The sequence below is a fragment of the Methylobacterium sp. WL64 genome (assembly GCF_008039945.1).
GTDB lineage: Bacteria > Pseudomonadota > Alphaproteobacteria > Rhizobiales > Beijerinckiaceae > Methylobacterium.
Map to the genome: position 1 here is coordinate 87698 of NZ_VRVA01000002.1, position 17871 is coordinate 105568.

15 protein-coding genes are annotated in these 17871 nt (G+C 63.7%); 10 read left to right on the forward strand and 5 right to left on the reverse strand.

What is annotated here, in order from left to right:
• Positions 1 to 107: 107 nt before the first annotated feature.
• Together FV242_RS01685 and FV242_RS01690 are read left to right on the forward strand one after the other, a co-directional pair.
• Positions 108 to 575 (forward strand): DUF2231 domain-containing protein, encoded by a 468-nt coding sequence (locus FV242_RS01685; RefSeq protein WP_147937785.1) that lies wholly within the window; start codon positions 108 to 110, stop codon positions 573 to 575.
• Positions 572 to 1912 carry a sorbosone dehydrogenase family protein gene (locus FV242_RS01690; protein ID WP_147937701.1) on the forward strand — a complete coding sequence of 447 codons (1341 nt, stop codon included), beginning with the start codon at positions 572 to 574 and terminating at the stop codon, positions 1910 to 1912. The genes FV242_RS01685 and FV242_RS01690 overlap by 4 nt, the downstream gene beginning before the upstream one ends.
• Before the next feature lie 347 nt (positions 1913 to 2259).
• On the opposite strand, the gene FV242_RS34290 is transcribed toward FV242_RS01690, so the two are convergent.
• From FV242_RS34290 to FV242_RS01720, 5 genes are all read right to left on the reverse strand, one after another.
• Entirely contained in the window at positions 2260 to 2418 is a 159-nt protein-coding gene (locus tag FV242_RS34290) for a hypothetical protein (RefSeq protein WP_187278306.1), read from the reverse strand.
• Between the two features lie 324 nt (positions 2419 to 2742).
• Positions 2743 to 2934 (reverse strand): hypothetical protein, encoded by a 192-nt coding sequence (locus FV242_RS01705; protein WP_147937702.1) that lies wholly within the window; start codon positions 2932 to 2934, stop codon positions 2743 to 2745.
• Positions 2935 to 3120: 186 nt separating this feature from the next.
• Positions 3121 to 4809: a methyl-accepting chemotaxis protein gene (locus FV242_RS01710; RefSeq protein ID WP_147906109.1), complete on the reverse strand. Its 1689-nt coding sequence runs from the start codon at positions 4807 to 4809 to the stop codon at positions 3121 to 3123.
• A gap of 185 nt (positions 4810 to 4994) precedes the next feature.
• On the reverse strand, positions 4995 to 5993 hold the full coding sequence (locus tag FV242_RS01715) for a helix-turn-helix domain-containing protein (protein WP_306440285.1): 999 nt from the start codon (positions 5991 to 5993) through the stop codon (positions 4995 to 4997).
• Positions 5994 to 6397: 404 nt separating this feature from the next.
• Entirely contained in the window at positions 6398 to 7039 is a 642-nt protein-coding gene (locus FV242_RS01720) for a hypothetical protein (protein WP_147937703.1), read from the reverse strand.
• Positions 7040 to 7488: 449 nt separating this feature from the next.
• Here FV242_RS01720 and FV242_RS01725 point away from each other — a divergent pair, with 449 nt between their 5' ends.
• The 8 genes from FV242_RS01725 (at position 7489) to FV242_RS01760 (ending at position 17821) form a co-directional block, all read left to right on the forward strand.
• The gene (locus FV242_RS01725) at positions 7489 to 8646 is read left to right on the forward strand and encodes a site-specific integrase (protein WP_147937704.1); all 1158 of its coding nucleotides are present in this window, start codon (positions 7489 to 7491) and stop codon (positions 8644 to 8646) included.
• Between the two features lie 622 nt (positions 8647 to 9268).
• Positions 9269 to 9481: a helix-turn-helix domain-containing protein gene (locus FV242_RS01730; protein ID WP_210248918.1), complete on the forward strand. Its 213-nt coding sequence runs from the start codon at positions 9269 to 9271 to the stop codon at positions 9479 to 9481.
• Positions 9482 to 9747: 266 nt separating this feature from the next.
• Positions 9748 to 10917: a hypothetical protein gene (locus FV242_RS01735; RefSeq protein WP_147937706.1), complete on the forward strand. Its 1170-nt coding sequence runs from the start codon at positions 9748 to 9750 to the stop codon at positions 10915 to 10917.
• 459 nt (positions 10918 to 11376) lie between these two features.
• Positions 11377 to 12120 carry a recombinase family protein gene (locus FV242_RS01740; protein WP_147937707.1) on the forward strand — a complete coding sequence of 248 codons (744 nt, stop codon included), beginning with the start codon at positions 11377 to 11379 and terminating at the stop codon, positions 12118 to 12120.
• Positions 12120 to 13151: a hypothetical protein gene (locus FV242_RS01745; RefSeq protein ID WP_147937708.1), complete on the forward strand. Its 1032-nt coding sequence runs from the start codon at positions 12120 to 12122 to the stop codon at positions 13149 to 13151. The genes FV242_RS01740 and FV242_RS01745 overlap by 1 nt, the downstream gene beginning before the upstream one ends.
• 11 nt (positions 13152 to 13162) lie before the next feature.
• Entirely contained in the window at positions 13163 to 13789 is a 627-nt protein-coding gene (locus FV242_RS01750) for a hypothetical protein (RefSeq protein ID WP_147937709.1), read from the forward strand.
• A gap of 90 nt (positions 13790 to 13879) precedes the next feature.
• A complete protein-coding gene (locus FV242_RS01755; protein ID WP_147937710.1) occupies positions 13880 to 14524 on the forward strand; it encodes a hypothetical protein in 645 nt (214 codons plus the stop codon).
• 591 nt (positions 14525 to 15115) lie between these two features.
• Positions 15116 to 17821, forward strand: coding sequence for a PAS domain-containing protein (locus FV242_RS01760; protein ID WP_246692566.1), 2706 nt, complete (start codon positions 15116 to 15118; stop codon positions 17819 to 17821).
• Positions 17822 to 17871 lie beyond the last annotated feature (50 nt).

Sequence of the window (17871 nt, forward strand, 5' to 3'; positions counted from 1 at the left end):
GGTTCGGCGAGCGATGCAGCCCCCGAGCGACCAGATGGCGCGCAGGCGGAACCTTTACCTCGACGCGCGGTAGGACCCGCAGTGCAGAATGCGATTTCATGACGAGGATGCGTGTGTCGGAGAACTTCCCGCGCTCGACTGCCAGCATCGCCGGGCATCCCATTCACCCGATGGTTGTGCCGATCCCGATCGTCTGCTTCGTCGGCACCTTTGTCACCGATATCGCCTATTGGGCGACCGCCAACATGCAATGGGCGAATTTCTCGGCCTGGCTGTTGAGTATCGGATTGATCGCCTCAGTGTTCGCGGGCCTCGCCGGCGTGATCGATTTCCTCGGCAGCCGGTCGATCCGGCGCCTGCGACCGGCTTGGATCCATGCGGTCGGCAACGTCCTCGTACTCGCTCTGTCGATCGTCAACGTGTTCGTGCACAGCCGGGACGCCTACACCTCGGTGGTGCCGACCGGCTTGGCGCTCTCCGGAACCGTGGTCGTGCTCCTGCTGGTGACGGGCTGGAGCGGCGCGGACTTGATCCATCGCCATCGCGTGGGCGTGCGGCCTGGAACACGAGCATGAGCCGGAAACACTATCTCCTCGCCGCAGCCGCGCTGCTGCCGCTGTCGGCTTGCGGACCGGATCCCATCGATCCCCAGACCCAGGTCGGCCCGAACCCGCCCCTGCCGGACCTGCACCAGTACCTGTTGCCGCCGATGCACGTATCCCGGTCGGTGGGCTGGAAGGACGGTGAGGTTCCGCAGGTCGCAGCGGGTCTGCAGGTGAAGGCTCTGGCGACCGGCCTGAAAGGCCCGCGGTCGCTCCTCGTCCTGCCCAACGGCGATGTCCTGGTGGCCGAGAGCGGAGGCCCGACGCCGCCGATCAACCGGCCGAAGGAGATCGTCATGGGCTGGCTGGAGAGCCTGTCCCATCCCGCCGGCGAAGCGGGCCAGCGCATCACCCTGCTGCGCGATACCGACGGAGACGGCGTGGCGGAGACGCAGACCGTCCTGCTCGACAAGCAGAACGCGCCCTTCGGCATGGTGCTCGTCGACGACGCGCTCTACGTCGCCAACACCGATGCGGTGATGCGCTTCCCGTACACGACCGGCACGACCCAGATCACCGAGCCCGGCGTCAAGCTCACCGAGCTGCCGGCGGGCCGGATCAACCATCACTGGACCAAGAGCCTGACCGCCAGCCCGGACGGCACCAAGCTCTATGCCGGCGTCGGCTCAAACAGCAACATCACGGAGAACGGCATCGACGAGGAGAAGGACAGGGCCGCGATCTGGGAGATCGACCGCGCCACGGGCGCCCACCGGCTCTACGCGACCGGCTTGCGCAATCCCAACGGTCTCACCTTCGAGCCGCAGACGAAGACGCTGTGGTGCGTGGTCAACGAGCGCGACGAACTCGGTCCCGACTTGGTCCCTGATTACATGACATCGGTAAAGGACGGCGGCTTCTACGGCTGGCCGTACAGCTACTGGGGCAGCCATCTCGATCCACGGGTGATGCCGCAGCGCCCCGACCTGGTCGCCCAGGCGATCATGCCCGATTACGCGCTGAGTTCGCACGTCGCCCCGCTGGGGATGGCATTCGCCACCGGAACGGGCCTGCCCCAGGCCTACCGGAGCGGGGCGTTCGTCGGCGAGCACGGCAGCTGGAACCGCGATCCGCTGAACGGCTACAAGGTGGTCTACGTCCCGTTCGAGAACGGAAAGCCCGCCGGCAAGGCTCAGGACGTGGTCACTGGCTTCCTCAACGCGGACAAGCAAGCGCGCGGCCGACCGGTCGGGCTTGCGATCGACGGCCAGGGTGCCCTGCTCATCGCGGACGATGCCGGCGGCACGGTGTGGCGGGTCACGGGATCGGGCGCGCGCTCCGAGGCGCAGCCGCCCGCAATCGTACGATGATCCCGGCCTCGTCGTCCCGGAGCTCCCGTTACGTGGCGTGGGAAGAATCCATGACCGGGAAGACTGCATCGTGATGCTATCTAGCCGGTCGCCAACCGCGATCAGCGATGAGGGGCGCCACGCGCGAGACCGCGGAGAGCCTTTCGGCCAATCCCTATTCCGAAGGTTCGAACGAGCACCGCACCTGGGCGCGGGGGTATCGGATCCCCGATCACGAGGCGTCGGATCCGGCGTCCGATCGGCAAACCGAAGACGTTGGGCGCACGCGGTCGTCGTAATCGCGCGTTGTAATGAGGCGCGGCGTCGCTGACCCGGTTGTCCGCGGTGCAGCTATTACAGCTTGTGCGTCAGGGTCTTGGCGGAACCGGCTCCATGGACTCGTCCTCGCCGCGTGCCGCGAACGGGGCTGCAGCTCCGAAGCCGATGACGGCATCGTCGAAAAGCGTATCGAGCGTGTCGGCGACCCAGGTCGCGCCGTCGAGCATGGCTATCAGGATGGCGTGCATCGCTTGCCTCCCCGCACAGGGGTTTTGGGCTGGCAGGGGCAACGGAGCGCTGGGTTGCTGGGCGTTCCGTCGCCGGGTCCGATTAGCATCAGACGAAGTGGTTCGGCAGGGCGAGGCTCAAGGCCTGCACGTACGAGCCGGCCAGGACCGCAACGGTGGCGATCGTCGCGGCGGCGGCAATGGTGAGGCGGAATGCAAGGGGCATTGAAAGTCTCCATCAGGTCCGCGACTGTGTTCGCGGTGTGACCCTGATGTATGCCTAAGCTTTCCAGGCGGACGTGCTTCGGCACACCTGGGCCGCGATCGGGTTCGCCCGCATATGGTTCAGCGATTGCGGTGAAGCAGGCTCGCGGCCGCGCCCAGGCTCGAGCCGACCGCGAAAACCGCCAGCAACGTCGCGACGCGTGCTCCGGTCGGGTTCTGCTGCAACGTCAGCAAGTGAAGCAGATCCCGGACGATCAGCAAGCCGCAGGCGACCGATCCCAGCGCGGCCAGGAACGCCAAGACCTTGAACATTGCGGGATCCGCGTAGCCGCTGAGCGAAGTCCGCAATTTGGCTCTGGCGCCCTCCGGGACGAGCGGCTGGCTGTCGACGTGGTCAACCGATCGTTGCTGGGAACGCGAGACATCGCTGGGGCCGACGCGCGCACCGGATCGGACTGCGCGCATCCGGCCTGCGATCCTGGCGGCCCCGCCGTTCGTTCAGGCCGCGCGCACGGTGGCGAGGAAGCGGCCCACCTCGGCTGAGAGGTGCTCGGACTGGCGCGAGAGTTCCGATGCCGCGCCCAGGACCTCGCTCGCCGCCGATCCGGTCTCCTCCGCGGCGCTGGCGACGCCGGTGATGTTGCTGGTCACCGCCCCGGTCCCCATCGCGGCCTGGCTGACGTTGCGAACGATCTCCTGGGTCGCCGCGCCCTGCTGTTCCACGGCGGCGGCGATCGAGGTCGTCACGCCGCTGATCTCCTGGATCCGCATTGCGATCGAACCGATCGCCGTGACGGCCTGGCCGGTGGAAGCCTGGATACGGGCGATCTGACCCGAGATCTCCTCGGTGGCCTTGGCGGTCTGCTCGGCCAGCGCCTTCACCTCGGAGGCGACGACGGCGAAGCCGCGTCCGGCAGCGCCGGCCCGGGCCGCCTCGATGGTGGCGTTCAAGGCCAGCAGGTTGGTCTGCCCGGCGATCGACGAGATCAAGCCGACCACGTCGCCCACCCGGGCCGCCGCCGTACTGAGCTCCTGCACTAGGACGGCGGTCTGATCCGCCTCGCTGACGGCGCGCTGCGCCAGGCTGGCCGAGCCGTCGACCTGGCGGCCGATCTCCTGGACCGACGAGCCGAGCTCCTCGGCGGCCGCCGCCACGGTGTTGACGTTGCTGGCGGCCTCCTCGGCCGCGGCCGCCACCGCGCCGGACTGCGCCGAGGTCTGGCCGGCCATGGCCGACATCGCCTCAGCGGTTGCCTGAAGCTCGGTGGCGGAGGCCGAGACCAGGCCGATGATGCCGCCGACCGCCTGCTCGAAGGTTTCGGCCATCTGGCGCATGCCGGTCTTGCGCTGCGCCTCGGCGGCGAGCCGGGCCTCGGCCGTCTCGGCCTCCAAGGCCTTCATCTGGATCAGCCCGTCCTTGAAGACCTGCACGGCGTCCGCGATCGTGCCGACCTCGGTCCGGGCGCCCTGGTGCGGGATCGTGACCGACAGGTCGCCGGCGATCAGGGCCTGCATCGGCTGCACCACGGACTGGATGCCGCGCGTGACCCCCAGGACGATCACCGCCCCCGACAGCACCGAAAGAATCAGGGCGAGCCCGATCGCGATCAGGGTCACCGTGCGGGTCTCCTCGAAGACCGTCAGACCCTGGGCCTCGGCGGCGCTGGCGCCTTCGTTGTTGAGGGCGATCAGCTTCTCGAGCGCGGTGGAGACGGCACGACGGGGCGCGAGCCCGTTCGTCTCGTAGAGTGCGTAGGCCTGCGCCTTGTCACCCCGGCGCGATAGGGCCAGCACCTGGTCCCGGACAGCCCGGAAGGCGTCAGACGCCCGGCTCAGCGTCGCGTCCAATGCCTGCTCTTCGGGTGAGCTGATCAGGGTGCGATAGAACTTGGCCTTTTCGTCCACGGATCTGTCGAAGCTGCCAATGTCCTTCTCGATGGTGGCCAGCAGCGCCGGATCAGTCGCCTGCGTGTGACGCAGGAGAAGCCCACTGCTCCGGGCCGTCAGCGTGTTGATCTCGCTGAGCGTCCTGATGCTCGGCAGCCAGTTCGTTTCGATGGCGACGGTCTGATCGCGCAGCTTTTGCGTGCTCACGAGCCCGAGTATGCCCAGGCCGACCACGAAAACGGTCAGAGTGGCGAACGCCACAATCAATTTCGTGCGGATGGAGACAGATTGCAGCGTCACGGCACCCTCGAAATGCAGCGGAATAGGAACATTGCGTAAGCTGCAGCCGCGAATGCTTAACCAACAGATCTTAACAACCGCTGATTGCTCTGCACTTGGAGTTACGATGAGGCCCGGTGCGGGATCCGCGGGGTCATCGACGCCGGACCGATCTGCGGTTGAGAAGCCAGCCCTGCGCGGCCGGATCACCGTTTCGGGATGCCAGGATCGGCCAGATGCCGGAACGCGCTCGGTGCCATCCCGTATCGATCCCTGAACCGCCGGGAGAAATGCGCCTGGCTGGCGAAGCCGCAGCCATAGGCCAGGGTGCCGAGGGACAGATGTCGACACCCCGGGTCGGCCAGGCGCTTGGCAGCGGCCTCCAGCCGGCGCTGCCAGATCCAATCGGAGATGTGCTGCCCGTGCTCGTGGAACAGTTCCTGAAGGCGGCGCAGCGAAACGCCGACGATCGCCGCGAGCTGGGGCGGGTCCAGGGTCAGGTCACCGAGGTTGGCCTCGACATGGGCTTTGGCCCGCTGGACCACGACGGTGCCGTGCAGTGGCCGGGGCACCTCCTTGGCCAGGCGCTCAGCGATGCTGGCCGCGATCAGGTCCACGACGATGGCCGACATCCGCTGGGCGACGTCGGCCGTGAGCACGTTCTCGAGTTGGAGCAACGTGTCGAGGAACGTCGTCACGAGGCGCGCGCTGCCGAGATGCTCTCCGATGGTCAGGGCCGTGAAGTGACGGGCATCACCGAGCAGGTTCTCCAATCGGTCCCGGGGGATTTCCAGGAGCAGGGATCGGGACGATCCGGACGTCTGGCGGACGGACGGGCTTGCCCGATCCAGGACGGTGATTTCGCCGGGCTGCAGCACGGCCTGGCGCCCGAACTGCTCGCACATCGACGTTCCGGACAGCTTGACCGTGACGGCGAGGGTATCCCGCTTGTGGCTTCGCCGGAGCGTGGCCGGGGTCGATTCCACCCTTACGGCACTGGACGTCGAGCGGGTGATCAGCAGCGAGCCGAGATCTGTCCCTTCAAAAAGGCCGCGGAAGTGGCCATCGTCTACCCGATACAGTTCGGCCGGCATCAAGCGGCTCGTGGCAAAATCTCTCCAGAGATTGAAATTTGTATTCGATTGATCGCCGACCGCCGAGAAAATGGTTTTCATTGATGCGCAGATCGATCCGGTAGCCCTCATCGAGGATTGTTGGATTATCCATCATCGCAAACAGAAATGGTAGGTTTTATAATCAAACTGACAAATTATGGTTGATTCGCTGTATTCCCGTTCTTAGACTATATAGATGTGTTTTATTCACAAAAATATAAACTTTAATCTGATCAGCGAAGCATAATTACAAACGATTAAAGTATCTTATTTGTATGAGTTAAAAAGTCGCGCCGCATCGGCCTGTGCGCCGCGCGGCTTTCGGCAGCGTTCCAGGACGATGCCGTTATCCAACCTATCGCGGTATGTCGGTTGATATCGGGCTCAAGGCTGGCCGTTATCAGACAGCGGCAGGGGGGCCCGCGGCGCTGGCGGCGGCGCTGACGGGACGGGCTTTGGCCCCGTTCGAGTTGCGATCGCGGCGCCGCGATCCATCAATCCGCGACGGGTGGTCCGGCATCGTCGGGGGCTGGCCGCTGCGCCGGCCTGGGCTTGCGCGCCGGCTTGGCCGGTTGGACGGTCCGGGCCTGCGGCGGCGTCCGCACGGCAGGCCGTTGCGGTGGCCTCGGTGGCCGAGCGATCTGGACGTTCTTCGGCGCGGCATCGGGCGTTCCAGTCGGCGCGGCGCTGGGATTCGGCGGCGGCGCGACGGCGGACCGGTTGTTCGACACCCCTCGCGGCGGCTGAGCCGCGCTCCCGGCCACCGGAGGCGCCGCCTGCCCGGCCGGTAGCGCGCGCGCAGCAGCGGCGGCCGCCGCGGGCTGCGGTGCGGCCTCGCAGGTCTGACCGCAATTGCTGACGACCGCCTCTACAGTCTTGCCGTCGATGGTCGCCGACACGATGCACCGGCTCGGATGATAGACGAGTTCGTACTGGAACCTGCCCTTCTCGTCCGACTCGGTGCGGAACTTGTCCTCCAGCACCACCGGCACATGCGGACGCTCCGTAGTTCCGACGATGTAGAGCCGGCCCGTCGCGATCGCCGCGAGGGTGATCTCCGGCGCCGCCGAAGCGGGTCCGCACCACGCCAGGGCGCCTGCTCCTGCCGCGGCGACAATCGAGGCGAAACGAACCAACCGACAAATCTCCGAGTTCAGCCCGCGATATGCGAAAGCCAGACCATCTTCAGGCGGAGATAGTTCTAAACCCGAAATTGCACAGGCAGAACAAATTGTCTTCAGCTCTGTCGCCAAAGAATTGTTTTCGTTGTGCGTGGGTTGCGGCACGACGATGCAAAGCCGCCACGGCCCCGCGCAGCCTGTGCGGCGTCGATCCTACGAATGAGACTGTGAGGACCGTTCCGGGAAGTCTTGGTGGGCGCACTAGGGTTCGAACCTAGGACCCGCTGATTAAGAGTGTGTTCCCGGCCGAAATCCATACCCGAATGCTCACAGGTGCTTAGATATTTTTGAGCAGCAACTTCAGTCGGTTAGGCTTGCCATTCGGGGATGCTAGTGTACTTTCAGATCCGTTTCAAGACCCGTCAATGAACGGACATGCTGCGGACATCGAGAGCGGGACTAGCATGGCCCAGCGGATCACGGAAACCTTGGCCAAGTCCGCTGCCACTCCGCTGGCCGGGTCACGCACGCGCATCATCTATGACGCCGACCTGAAGGGCTTTGGGCTGCGGATCACGGCGGCGGGCGCGCGTGCGTTTATTCTAAACTACCGCATTTTCGGGCGAGAGCGCCGTCTAACCATCGGGTCCTATCCCGAGTGGTCGGCAACCGCAGCGCGTAGGCACGCGGAAACGTTGAAGCGAGAAATCGACATTGGGAACGACCCCATGGCGACGAGGGACAATACCCGCGCCAGCCCAAGCATAACGGAACTATGCGACCTCTACGAATTACGGCATCTCCCGAAAAAGCGCCCATCCTCGCAGCGCAACGACGTCGCTGTGATCGCCCAAATCGTCAAGCCGCGGCTCGGCACGATGAAGGTAGTCCATCTGGCACACTCAGACGTCGATGCTCTTCATCGAGAGATTTCGAAACGCGCGCCGTTCCGAGCCAATCGCGTGATCGCCTTGCTCTCCAAAATGATGAGCCTCGCGATCCGCTGGGGCTATCGAGCTGACAATCCGGTAACCGGCATTGAGCGTAACCCTGAAGCACACCGCTCACGATATCTCAATCGCGACGAACTTGCCCGCCTAGCAGGCGCGCTCAATGGTTACGCCAACAAAAATGTCGCCAGCGCCGTCCGACTTCTGCTTTTCACAGGCGCACGCCGTGGTGAGGTTCTTGCAGCCATGTGGGAGCACTTCGATCTCGAACGGGGGACCTGGACTAAACCGCGATCAAACACGAAACAAAAACGCGAGCACCGGGTTCCACTGTCGAGCACTGCGCTGCGCCTGCTGGTCGAGATGAGAGCAACTGCCAGCGGACCATATGTATTTCCCGCTAAAGGCGGTGCCACACACCTCACCGACATCAAAAAAGCCTGGGCAACCCTCTGCAAAACAGCCGACATTGCGGACTGCCGCCTTCATGATCTGCGGCACACTTACGCTTCATATCTCGCATCTGCTGGGTATTCACTTCCGGTGGTGGGAGCACTTCTCGGACACACGCAGGCACAGACCACGCAGCGGTACGCGCATCTCCTGGATGATCCGCTTAGGGAGGCAACGGAAAAGTTCGGCGTCCTTGTTGATTTAGGGCCGCGCAAATGACCAGCGGCGCGAGAAAACAGAAAGATCGGGATCACTGGGCCACGCAGGCTAAGTATCAGCGCACGCGCAACGTTCTGTATGCGGTCTTGGCCATTGGCCATTGGCGCAGCCAATCTAATATGTCTGGGACGCCTCCGGATTGGGCTCTGGATGCCTGTGCCGCCGAGTTTGAAAGCTCAATCGACGGCCATAGGGTAGTCACTCAGAGAAAAGGGCCAAAATCATCGCCGAAGGATCGAGCGCGGATATCGGAAGTAGCAAGATTACGCCTCTCCTGGATGCAGAATGAGAATGGTCGGTACAAGGGTAAGAAGCCCCCGCCACTCGGAGCCTTGTTTAGGCAAATACTACTTCGGGAAGGTATGGCAGATGAAGACGCCATCGCGAGCAGCATACGTCGTCTGAAAAATCAGTATGGGCCGGAGTACAGGGACGAAAATGGAAATTGGACTAACGAGCGTGTCACAGCGGAAGCCCGGCGATACGTCCGTCTCAGGGAAAATGTGGCTAGCAAGCCAAGCAGTGGAGTGGACGAATAAGGGGTCGATTTCGTCCTGCTGATCTTTGACGTTCCGCAGTACTCTCGAACGCGCTTGAAACGAGCCGGATGACGAGGGTGCTCATGGACATCATGACTAAGTATTTCGACCGGTATGACCTCGCCGACGCTCTTGGGGTGCATGTTCGCACCTTGGACCGCTGGCATCGTGAACGGCGCGGTCCGCCACGCACGATAGTCGGGCGGCAGATCATGTATCGTGGTGAGGCAGTCGAAGAGTGGCTGCGTGCCAACGAGCAGGCTGCGGTCCGGGTGCCGGCATCAGCTAGGAGATGAGGAAAGGGCCGAGCCGCTACGCCAAGTGGCCATAACATGCTCGGCGCAGAGGCTGGTCGCAGCCCGTCCCCATTGCTCCCCGGGCAGCATGAGGAGCGACAGCATCCTCAAGCGGTAGCGCCCTAATCGAGCAAACGGGATCATCTAAGTAGCGCAGGACGCTTCGAGAGGTGATGAACACCGCGGGCTAGTCTCTGCCGAACATAGCTTGCGCGTGTCTTCAGCGCTGAATTTTTGCACCCGGGTGCAAAAGGGGAGGATGGGTTGTGAGCCCGAGTAAGGTTCCTGAGCTGCCCGAGAATGTTGTGCTGCTCCGGCCCGACGTCGTGGTGAAGCGATCTAGAAGGCGTCCGAAGCGCCCGAAGAGGGTTAAGCCTGGGACGCAGACGCATTTAAAATCGGTGACGCCAAACGCGCCGGGTTTAAATTCAAAGACGCCAGTGAAGAAGGGCAAAAAGCTCAACGCTGGCAAGTTGATAACAATGACGCCGGCGTCAACGGAGATAAGCCTTTCCGAGGCTGAGGCGTCATCGAATTTAAATCCGCAGCGGCTCGATGCGGCCTTCCGAAAGCTCGTCCAGAGCCTCGGGAAGATGGAGTTGCGCAGGCACTTCCGCCTGGAGGCCATCTCTCACCTCGACATGATGAACCGGCGGCGCACGCATGGTGCTGTGGTCCATCCCGCCTTTCACGAGTTCCGATCCTTCCTGCTCCACGTCGGGCGGAGGCCGCTGCCTACCTGGACCCTCGACCGCAAGAACCCGCACGATCCGGAGTATGCGCCGAAGAAGGTGGAGTGGCGGGACAAGCGCGCGCAGGCGAACAACCGCCGCAACACGATCATACTGACGGTCGGCGGCGAGACCCGGCCTCTCGCCGATTGGGCTCGGCTCCGCAAGGAGGACCCGAAGACGTTTCGGAAGCGTCGCGCGAACGGCTACTCCGATGAGGAGGTGGTCTACGGCCGGAACAAGCAGGCTCCCGAACTGCCCCCCGAGCCGCCCGCGGACACTGAGGGCTACATCTGGCCGGGCAGCCAGCCGGATAAGTGGGAGCAGGGCTATCGTGGGTTCGTGGCCGTAGCGAAGCAGCACCCCTGCCTCGCCGGCCGGCACCCGCTGTCCGCGTTCACCCGAGACGTCTTCCTCGTTTGGGTCGCAGGCAACATCCTCCGCGATGCTAAGGAGTGCCTACGCAGGAGCTACCCTGGATACGACGATCCTGACGGCGACCCGGAAAACGTAGATCCGAGGGTCCTGGCTGATCCGGTCTACCGCAGGATCGAGGTGCTTGAGCTGCCGTGGATCTTCGCAGTGCGGAGGCTACAGCAGCTCGAACGCGATCTCTGGAAATGCACGCTCAGTCGATCGCAGCGGTTCGCAGGTGTCATAAACCTACCGCAGGACTGGGCATGCGTCTTTCGAGGCCGCTGGTGATGCGCGCCGCCCTGCCCGTCTCAGTCGAACCGCTTCAGGATCGCCGCCTACACGCCGGGTGGCGCGGACCCGGCGGTAGCAGCCCCGCGCCATCGTTCTGCATCAGCACGGGACCGGTCCACCTCCTGGCGAGCTTCATGACCCATGTAATCGGACGAGGCAGCGGATGTGTCCTCCGACGGCCTAACACCCCTAACGGCATCCTCCGGCACTTCGATCCGCGCACGGTTGTCGTTGCCCTTGGTCCGCCCCATCGCTTCCTGATGACGAGCTGCCGCGCGCTCTCACGCGTGATGCCCAATACGCTGGCGATGCACAGTCTGGGGAGGGCTTGCACCGAGGTGCAATTGCGGTCGATCGGCGCGCTTCTGGGCTTCACAGCTCCGCGATTGCGACCCAGGGTCAGTTCTTACAAACCCCACACCACCCTCCACTCTTTGTAAGGGATGGGCAGCAGCCATGACGGCAGCAGTCGGATACCTCCGGACCTCCACGAAGAAACAAAATCTCGGACTGGACGCGCAGCGCGTCGTGATCGAGCAGTTCGCTGCCGTCCAGGGCTACGAGGTCGTGGAATGGTTCAGTGAACAGGAGACCGGGAAAGGGTTCGATGCCCTCGACCGGCGCCCGCAGCTCGCGGCAGCCCTGGCGAAGGCCAAGAAGCTCCGGTGCGCGGTGCTGGTGAGCAAACTCGATAGGATCTCAAGGGACGTGGCGTTCATCGCGACACTGATGACCCAGCGCGTGCCGTTCATCGTCACCGAGCTTGGCGCCGACTGCGACCCGTTTTTGCTGCACATCTATGCCGCCCTGGCGCAGAAAGAACGCGCCCTGATCGCCTCGCGCACTCGGGATGCGCTTCAGCGGAAGAAGGCGGCCGGCGCGGTCCTGGGCAACCTCGTGAACCTCGCTGGCGGTCATAAGCGCGGGGCTGCCACCAATGCCCGGTCCGCCGACACCTTCGCGGCCAACGTCATGCCGATCGTTCGGGAGATCCAGGCCAGCGGTCGGACAACCCTGCAAGCCATCGCGGACGCCCTGAATGAACGGCGGGTCGCTACGGTGCGGGGAGGGGAATGGCACGTCTCTACCGTGAAGAACCTGCTGGCACGGACGACGCCTCCTGCCCAGGATCTTCGCAATCCGGTGCGCCACACGCGTGCCCGCTTGGTGAACGTCGTGGCTCTGAGTGAGCCGGCCTGATGCCCTTCGACTTCGCCCGCTACGTCTTCAATCTGAACAGCTCGTTCGACGCAGGCGGCGCGCAGGCGCTGCGCCGGTTCCTGAGCCATCACCTCACGGTCAAGCGGTGGGTGGTGGCGAGCGACTACAACACCGGTACCCAAGGCACCGATCACGACGTCTACGCCTTCGCCGTCTACCCCATCTCTTTGATCGGCATCGAGGGGGTGCGCGATGCCCTCCGCAAATGCTTCCCGCGCGACTTCAAACACACGTCACACATCACGTGGGAGCAGAAGCATTTTCCAGCCACAAACACGTGCTTCGTCTTTGTCTTCCTCGTCTCCAAGTCCGATAGATTTCTGCGCTCCGGGGATCGAACGAAGGATTTGATCGCATTCCGCAACGAACTGGCTCAGACGATCGCTATCCTCACGAAGAATGGGACTGGCGAAGACCATCTCCGCAAGCTGCGCATGCTTCACAACCAAGCTGGTAGGCGGGATTTCAGTCTGGCGTTTATGGAGCGGATGCTGCTGCTCGGGCTCTTCAATGCCTTCGTGACAGCGAAACTAACGGCCAACATTCCGGTCGATAGGGTTTGGTGGGTCACCGACGATGAAGGGGAGACGCGCTACTGCAACGAGGTATTCGGCACAATGACGTACCTCAACTATCACGCCCTTTGGACAAAAACATTCGGCCGGAAGCCAATGCCGCAGATCAGCCAAACGGATCTGACTGGTATGGATCGTGGCCTGTCAGACTTGGTCGATGACCTCATCCGCATCCCGGACTTCTTTGCTGCGGTGCTGGCTCGCTGGAGGCTCCAGTACAACACCGTCCTGCCGCCTCCAGGAACGAAGCGTCCTGCAATCAGGCGGTACTTCCACATCATGCGGTATTGGCTGAACGAGAACGAGAACCTGTGGCTGGCCATTTGCCGTCCCCAGCATGGTGGCGATCTTCAGACGGGTCGCATCATCACCGCCAAGTCCCCAAGACGCCTCGAACGCTACAGGAAACGCGTCGCCCCCAGTGCCGAACCATAGAGGACTTAACGGTGTCCGAGAACCCGCATGCTGACGAAGAGGCCAAGCACCGCCGGTACGAGCGCATTGTCGGCAGCGTCACGCTGATCGCCACGCTCTGCGCGGCCGGGTTCGCCGGGGGCGCCTACCTCCAGGCGAAGCGGCAGGCCGACATTGCCCAGACCGCGCTAATCGAGAGCGATCATCCGTTCCTAGAGCTGGGCATCCAGAAGGGCGCCGAGGTCCACCGAGACGGCAAGACGTATGTGCGGGTCACGCTCAACATCAAAAACCAAGGCAGTCGGCCCGCGGCGCTCCAATATGCCGAGTTCGCTATCGTGAACGAGGGCGCGGCCGAGGAAGCGTTGAGCGCCATGTCAAAGACGGGCCTCGTTGGGCTCGTAGTGCTCTGCGCGCCGCAGATCATCCGCAAGGTCATCCCGGTCGCCGGCACCATCAGCACCGAATTCAGGTCCCAGGTTCCGGTGGTGGATCGTGTCCAACAGAACCTTGTCGGGGGCTTCGTCTACAGCGGCCAGCTCGGCACCGCGTGGCGACAGACCGTCAATCGGCGTGAGCTGACCAGCGGCGAGTGGGCTGACTTTCGCCCGGCCTTCGACTTCGAGACCCGGATCGAGAGGCTAAACCGTGAGCCCTGACCCGACAGCACAGGGCAGAGAGCCGAGACGCTAATCCCTCCGTCTCGATCCCGTAACCCCTTCAGTCCCTTGCCTACGTCGAGGACGATCATGGCCGTTCAACCGAAACCAGCAGCCGCCCCCGCACCGAGACCCAGTTCGCGTGTCCTGGCGAAGGCCAAGTCGGCGTCGGCCGCTGCTCAGCGCATCCACCAGCCTCCGCTGCCCACCGTATCGGCCACCGAGGACAAGGCTGCCCACGAGGACCAGCAGACGTCCCGCGTGGAAATGCTGATGCTTAAGGGCGTCACGAGACCGGAGCTTATCGGCCAGCTTCTGGAGCTGAACACGCGCACGGTCATCCGGCTGATCGAGAGGGTTCACGCCCGATGGGAGATCACAGGCGGTGGTCGGACGATCACGCGCTTCCGCGGCGAGGCCATGGCGCGGCTCGATCTGCTCGAACAGGAGACCTGGGCGAAGTACGCCGCCTTGTCGAACCGCAAGGAGCCAAGCCCCAAGGACGAAGCCCGGATGCTGAAGCTGCTGCTCGACATCTCCGGGCAGCGCAACGCGCTGTTGGGCTTGTCGCCCAAGGTCGTGGAACGCCTCGGGCTCACCCCGGATCAACCGGCGGAAGTGCTGGCGCGGCTCACCGCTCAGCGTGGGCTGGCACAGATGGCGATCCGGTTGACCGAACTCCTGGCCGAGCGCCGCGCGGCAGTCGGCGAGACGATCGACCACGACGAGGAGTGACAGTCCGATCATAAGGCCGTGCTGCACCCCGGTTCAAAATCGGAGCACCTTAGCGGCGCCTAACACCTTAGGCGCCGCTAAGGTGCTCCTGCCTTCTCAAGCAGGCGCTTTAGCGTCTTAAACCAGCCGCGAGCCTCCACCGCGTTCGTATACTCTCGGAAGTTAAGCTCCTGGGGAGGGTAAGATCCCGTCTCCCAATCATCGGCTGACGGATAGAGCCTCAATACGACCTGATACCTTCCATCTTCCAGCTCAAATATCTCAGCGGAATTGGTGAGCGGAGGATCGCCAACCTCAAACTTATCGATTGATCTTGCGGCCATCGTACCCCCCGTTGTGACTGATCGGATCAACCTAGTGGTCTCAATCTGACGCTGGGTACCGTCCGCTAAGGGTGGATTGCCGCCTGTCTGCTTTCGGGAGACCATGCGCAACAAAGGACGTCGTTGTTGCGCTAACTCACGATCTTCCGCAGACCTGAGCGGAAAAGTCACAAGCCGGTTTTAGCGGCGGGGCGCAAAGCGTCAGCGCCCTAGCCTCGGACCGCGCTATGACATAACCCCATCATTACGGCAGATGGGCGGGGGCGCCTTGACTGACACCGACATGACGGCAAGGCGTCGCGAGGCCCTGGCCAGCTATGCCATCCTGGATACCGAAGCAGAGGCCGAGTTCGACGAGATCGTAGAGGCGGCGTCGGCAGCATGCGGCATGCCGGTGTCGCTGATCTCGCTGCTCGACGTCGATCGGCAATGGTTCAAAGCCGAGACCGGGTTCGGCTCGCGCGAAACCCCTCTTTCCTCCTCGATCTGCGCCCTCACCGCCGGACAGCGCGATGTGTTCGTGATCCCGGACACGACCGAGGACCCCCGCACGGCCGACAACCCGCTGGTGACGGGAGCACCTCACGTGCGGTTTTACGCGGGCGTGCCGTTGGAGACGGCCGATGGTGTCGCCCTCGGCGCGCTGTGCGTGCTCGATACCAAGCCCAACGCGCTCAATGCCTCACAGACGCTGATCCTGCGCACCCTGGCGCGTCAGGCGATAACCACGCTGGAGTTGCGCCGGGCACTCAAGGGGCGCCGCGAGAGCGACCGTCGCAATGAGGCGATCCTGGAAAGCGCGATCGATTACGGCATTATCTCGATGGATCTGACCGGCCACGTAACGACCTGGAACGCCGGGGCCGAGCAGATCCTCGGATGGACCGAAGCCGAGATGCTTGGGCAGCACGCCAACGTGTTCTTCACACAGAAGGACGAGCGCGATCAGATCGCAGAGAGGGAGATGGGTTCCGCGCTGCTTCACGGCCGCGGCTCCGACGAGCGTTGGCACCGCAGAAAGGACGGCAGCCTGTTCTGGGCGAGCGGTGAGATGATGCCGCTCCTCGACGAGCGGGGCACCCCCGAGGGCTTCCTCAAAATCCTGCGTGACCGCACTGAGCAGCGCAACGCTGCCGCCAAGCAGCAGGCCGACGCCGAGTTCATGCGCAGCGTGCTGAGTTCCTCGGCCGACTGCATCAAGGTGCTCGATCTCGACGGTGGCCTCACCTTCATGAATGAGGGCGGCTTGCGGGTTATGGAGTTGAGCGACTTCAACCTCGTCCAAGGCTGCCCTTGGCCGGATTTCTGGCAAGGCCAGGGCCATACTGACGCCCACGCGGCACTGGACGCGGCTAGAGCTGGCGGCGTCGGCCATTTCCAAGGCCCGGCAAACACTTACATCGGCACGCCGCGATGGTGGGACGTGCAGGTGACGCCGATCCTCGGTCCGAATGGGCAGCCGCAGAAGCTGCTGTCCGTCTCCCGCGATATTACCGGCCAGAAGGCCATCGAGAGCCAACTCACCATCAGTGAAGAGCGTTGGCGCGGCCTATTCACCGGGATGCAGGAAGGCTTCCTAAGCGCGGAGTTGATCCGCGGTACGGCTGGCCGCGCAGTGGATTTCCGCCTGCTGGAGGTCAATCCTGCCTTCGCCCGGCTCACCGGGCTGCCGGTCGATAGCGCTGGACGGACGATACGCGAATTGATCCCAAACATCGCGCAATCGCTGATCGATACCTATGCCCGCGTGATCGAAACCGGCCAGCCCGAGACCTTCGAGATCCACGTCCCCGAATTGCGTCGCACGTTCGAGGTTCGAGCCCGGAAACAGGGTGAGCAGCAGTTCGCGGCACTGTTCCTGGAGATTTCAGAGCGCAAGCGAACCGAGGCTCGCCGAGCCGCGATGATAGAACTGGGCGACTGCCTGCGCGACGTAGGCGACAAGGAGGAGATTAGTCGGATCGCAGCCGAGATCCTGGGGCGGACGCTGGGCTTGAGCCACGCGGGCTATGGTCAGGTTGATCCAGAGGCGGAGACGATCTTGGTGGCGCACGAGTGGACCGGGGCGGGCCTCACCAGCATTGCCGGGCTGCACCGTTTCCGGACCTACGGCACGTACATCGACGACCTCAAAGCCGGTCGCAACGTCGTCATCGAAGACCTTGGCTCCGACGCCAGGACGGCAGCCGATGCCGAAGCGTTCGCCGCGATCCACGCCCGCGCGCTGATCAATCTGCCGGTGATGGAACATGGTCGGTTCGTGGCGCTGTTCTACGGCGTAAGGGCGGAGCCGGGGGTATGGGCACCGGAAGACATCGCCTTCGTGCGTCATGTCGCCGACCGCACGCGCTCGACCGTCGCGCGGGTAGAGGCCGAGGAGCAGCAGCGTATCCTCAATCTCGAACTCAGCCATCGCCTGAAGAACACCCTGACCCTAGTGCAATCGATCGCCTCGCAGACTTTGCGCAACGCAGAGAACCTGCGGGAGGCTCGTGACGCGTTGGCGGCGCGTCTCGTCTCCCTGGGCAAGTCGCACGACATCCTCCTAACTGGACGCAGCGACAGTGCGCCGATCACCGCCCTCATCGACGGCACATTATCCCTACACCAGGACGGGGAGACGCGGTTTCGAACCTGTGGTCCCGAACTTCCGCTCGGCCCCTCTGCCGCTCTGGCGCTCGGGCTTATCCTGCACGAGCTTGCGACCAACGCATCCAAGTACGGTGCGCTGACCTGCCCGGCGGGCTACGTCTCACTGGAATGGTCCATTCATGGCCAGGGCGCCGAGGCGATGTTCCAGATGGTCTGGTCAGAGCACGGCGGGCCGCCGGTTACCCCGCCGAGCCGCAGTGGGTTCGGTTCGCGCCTGATCCAGCGGGGTCTGGCGGGCGGTACGGTCGATACCCGCTACCCAACCGAAGGCGTCGTCTGCACGCTGACCTCATCGCTGGCGAGCCTCAGCGCGGGAATGTGATCGCTACGCCGAAACACGCAGGACCTTTTCTCCGCGTCAGGAATTAGGGC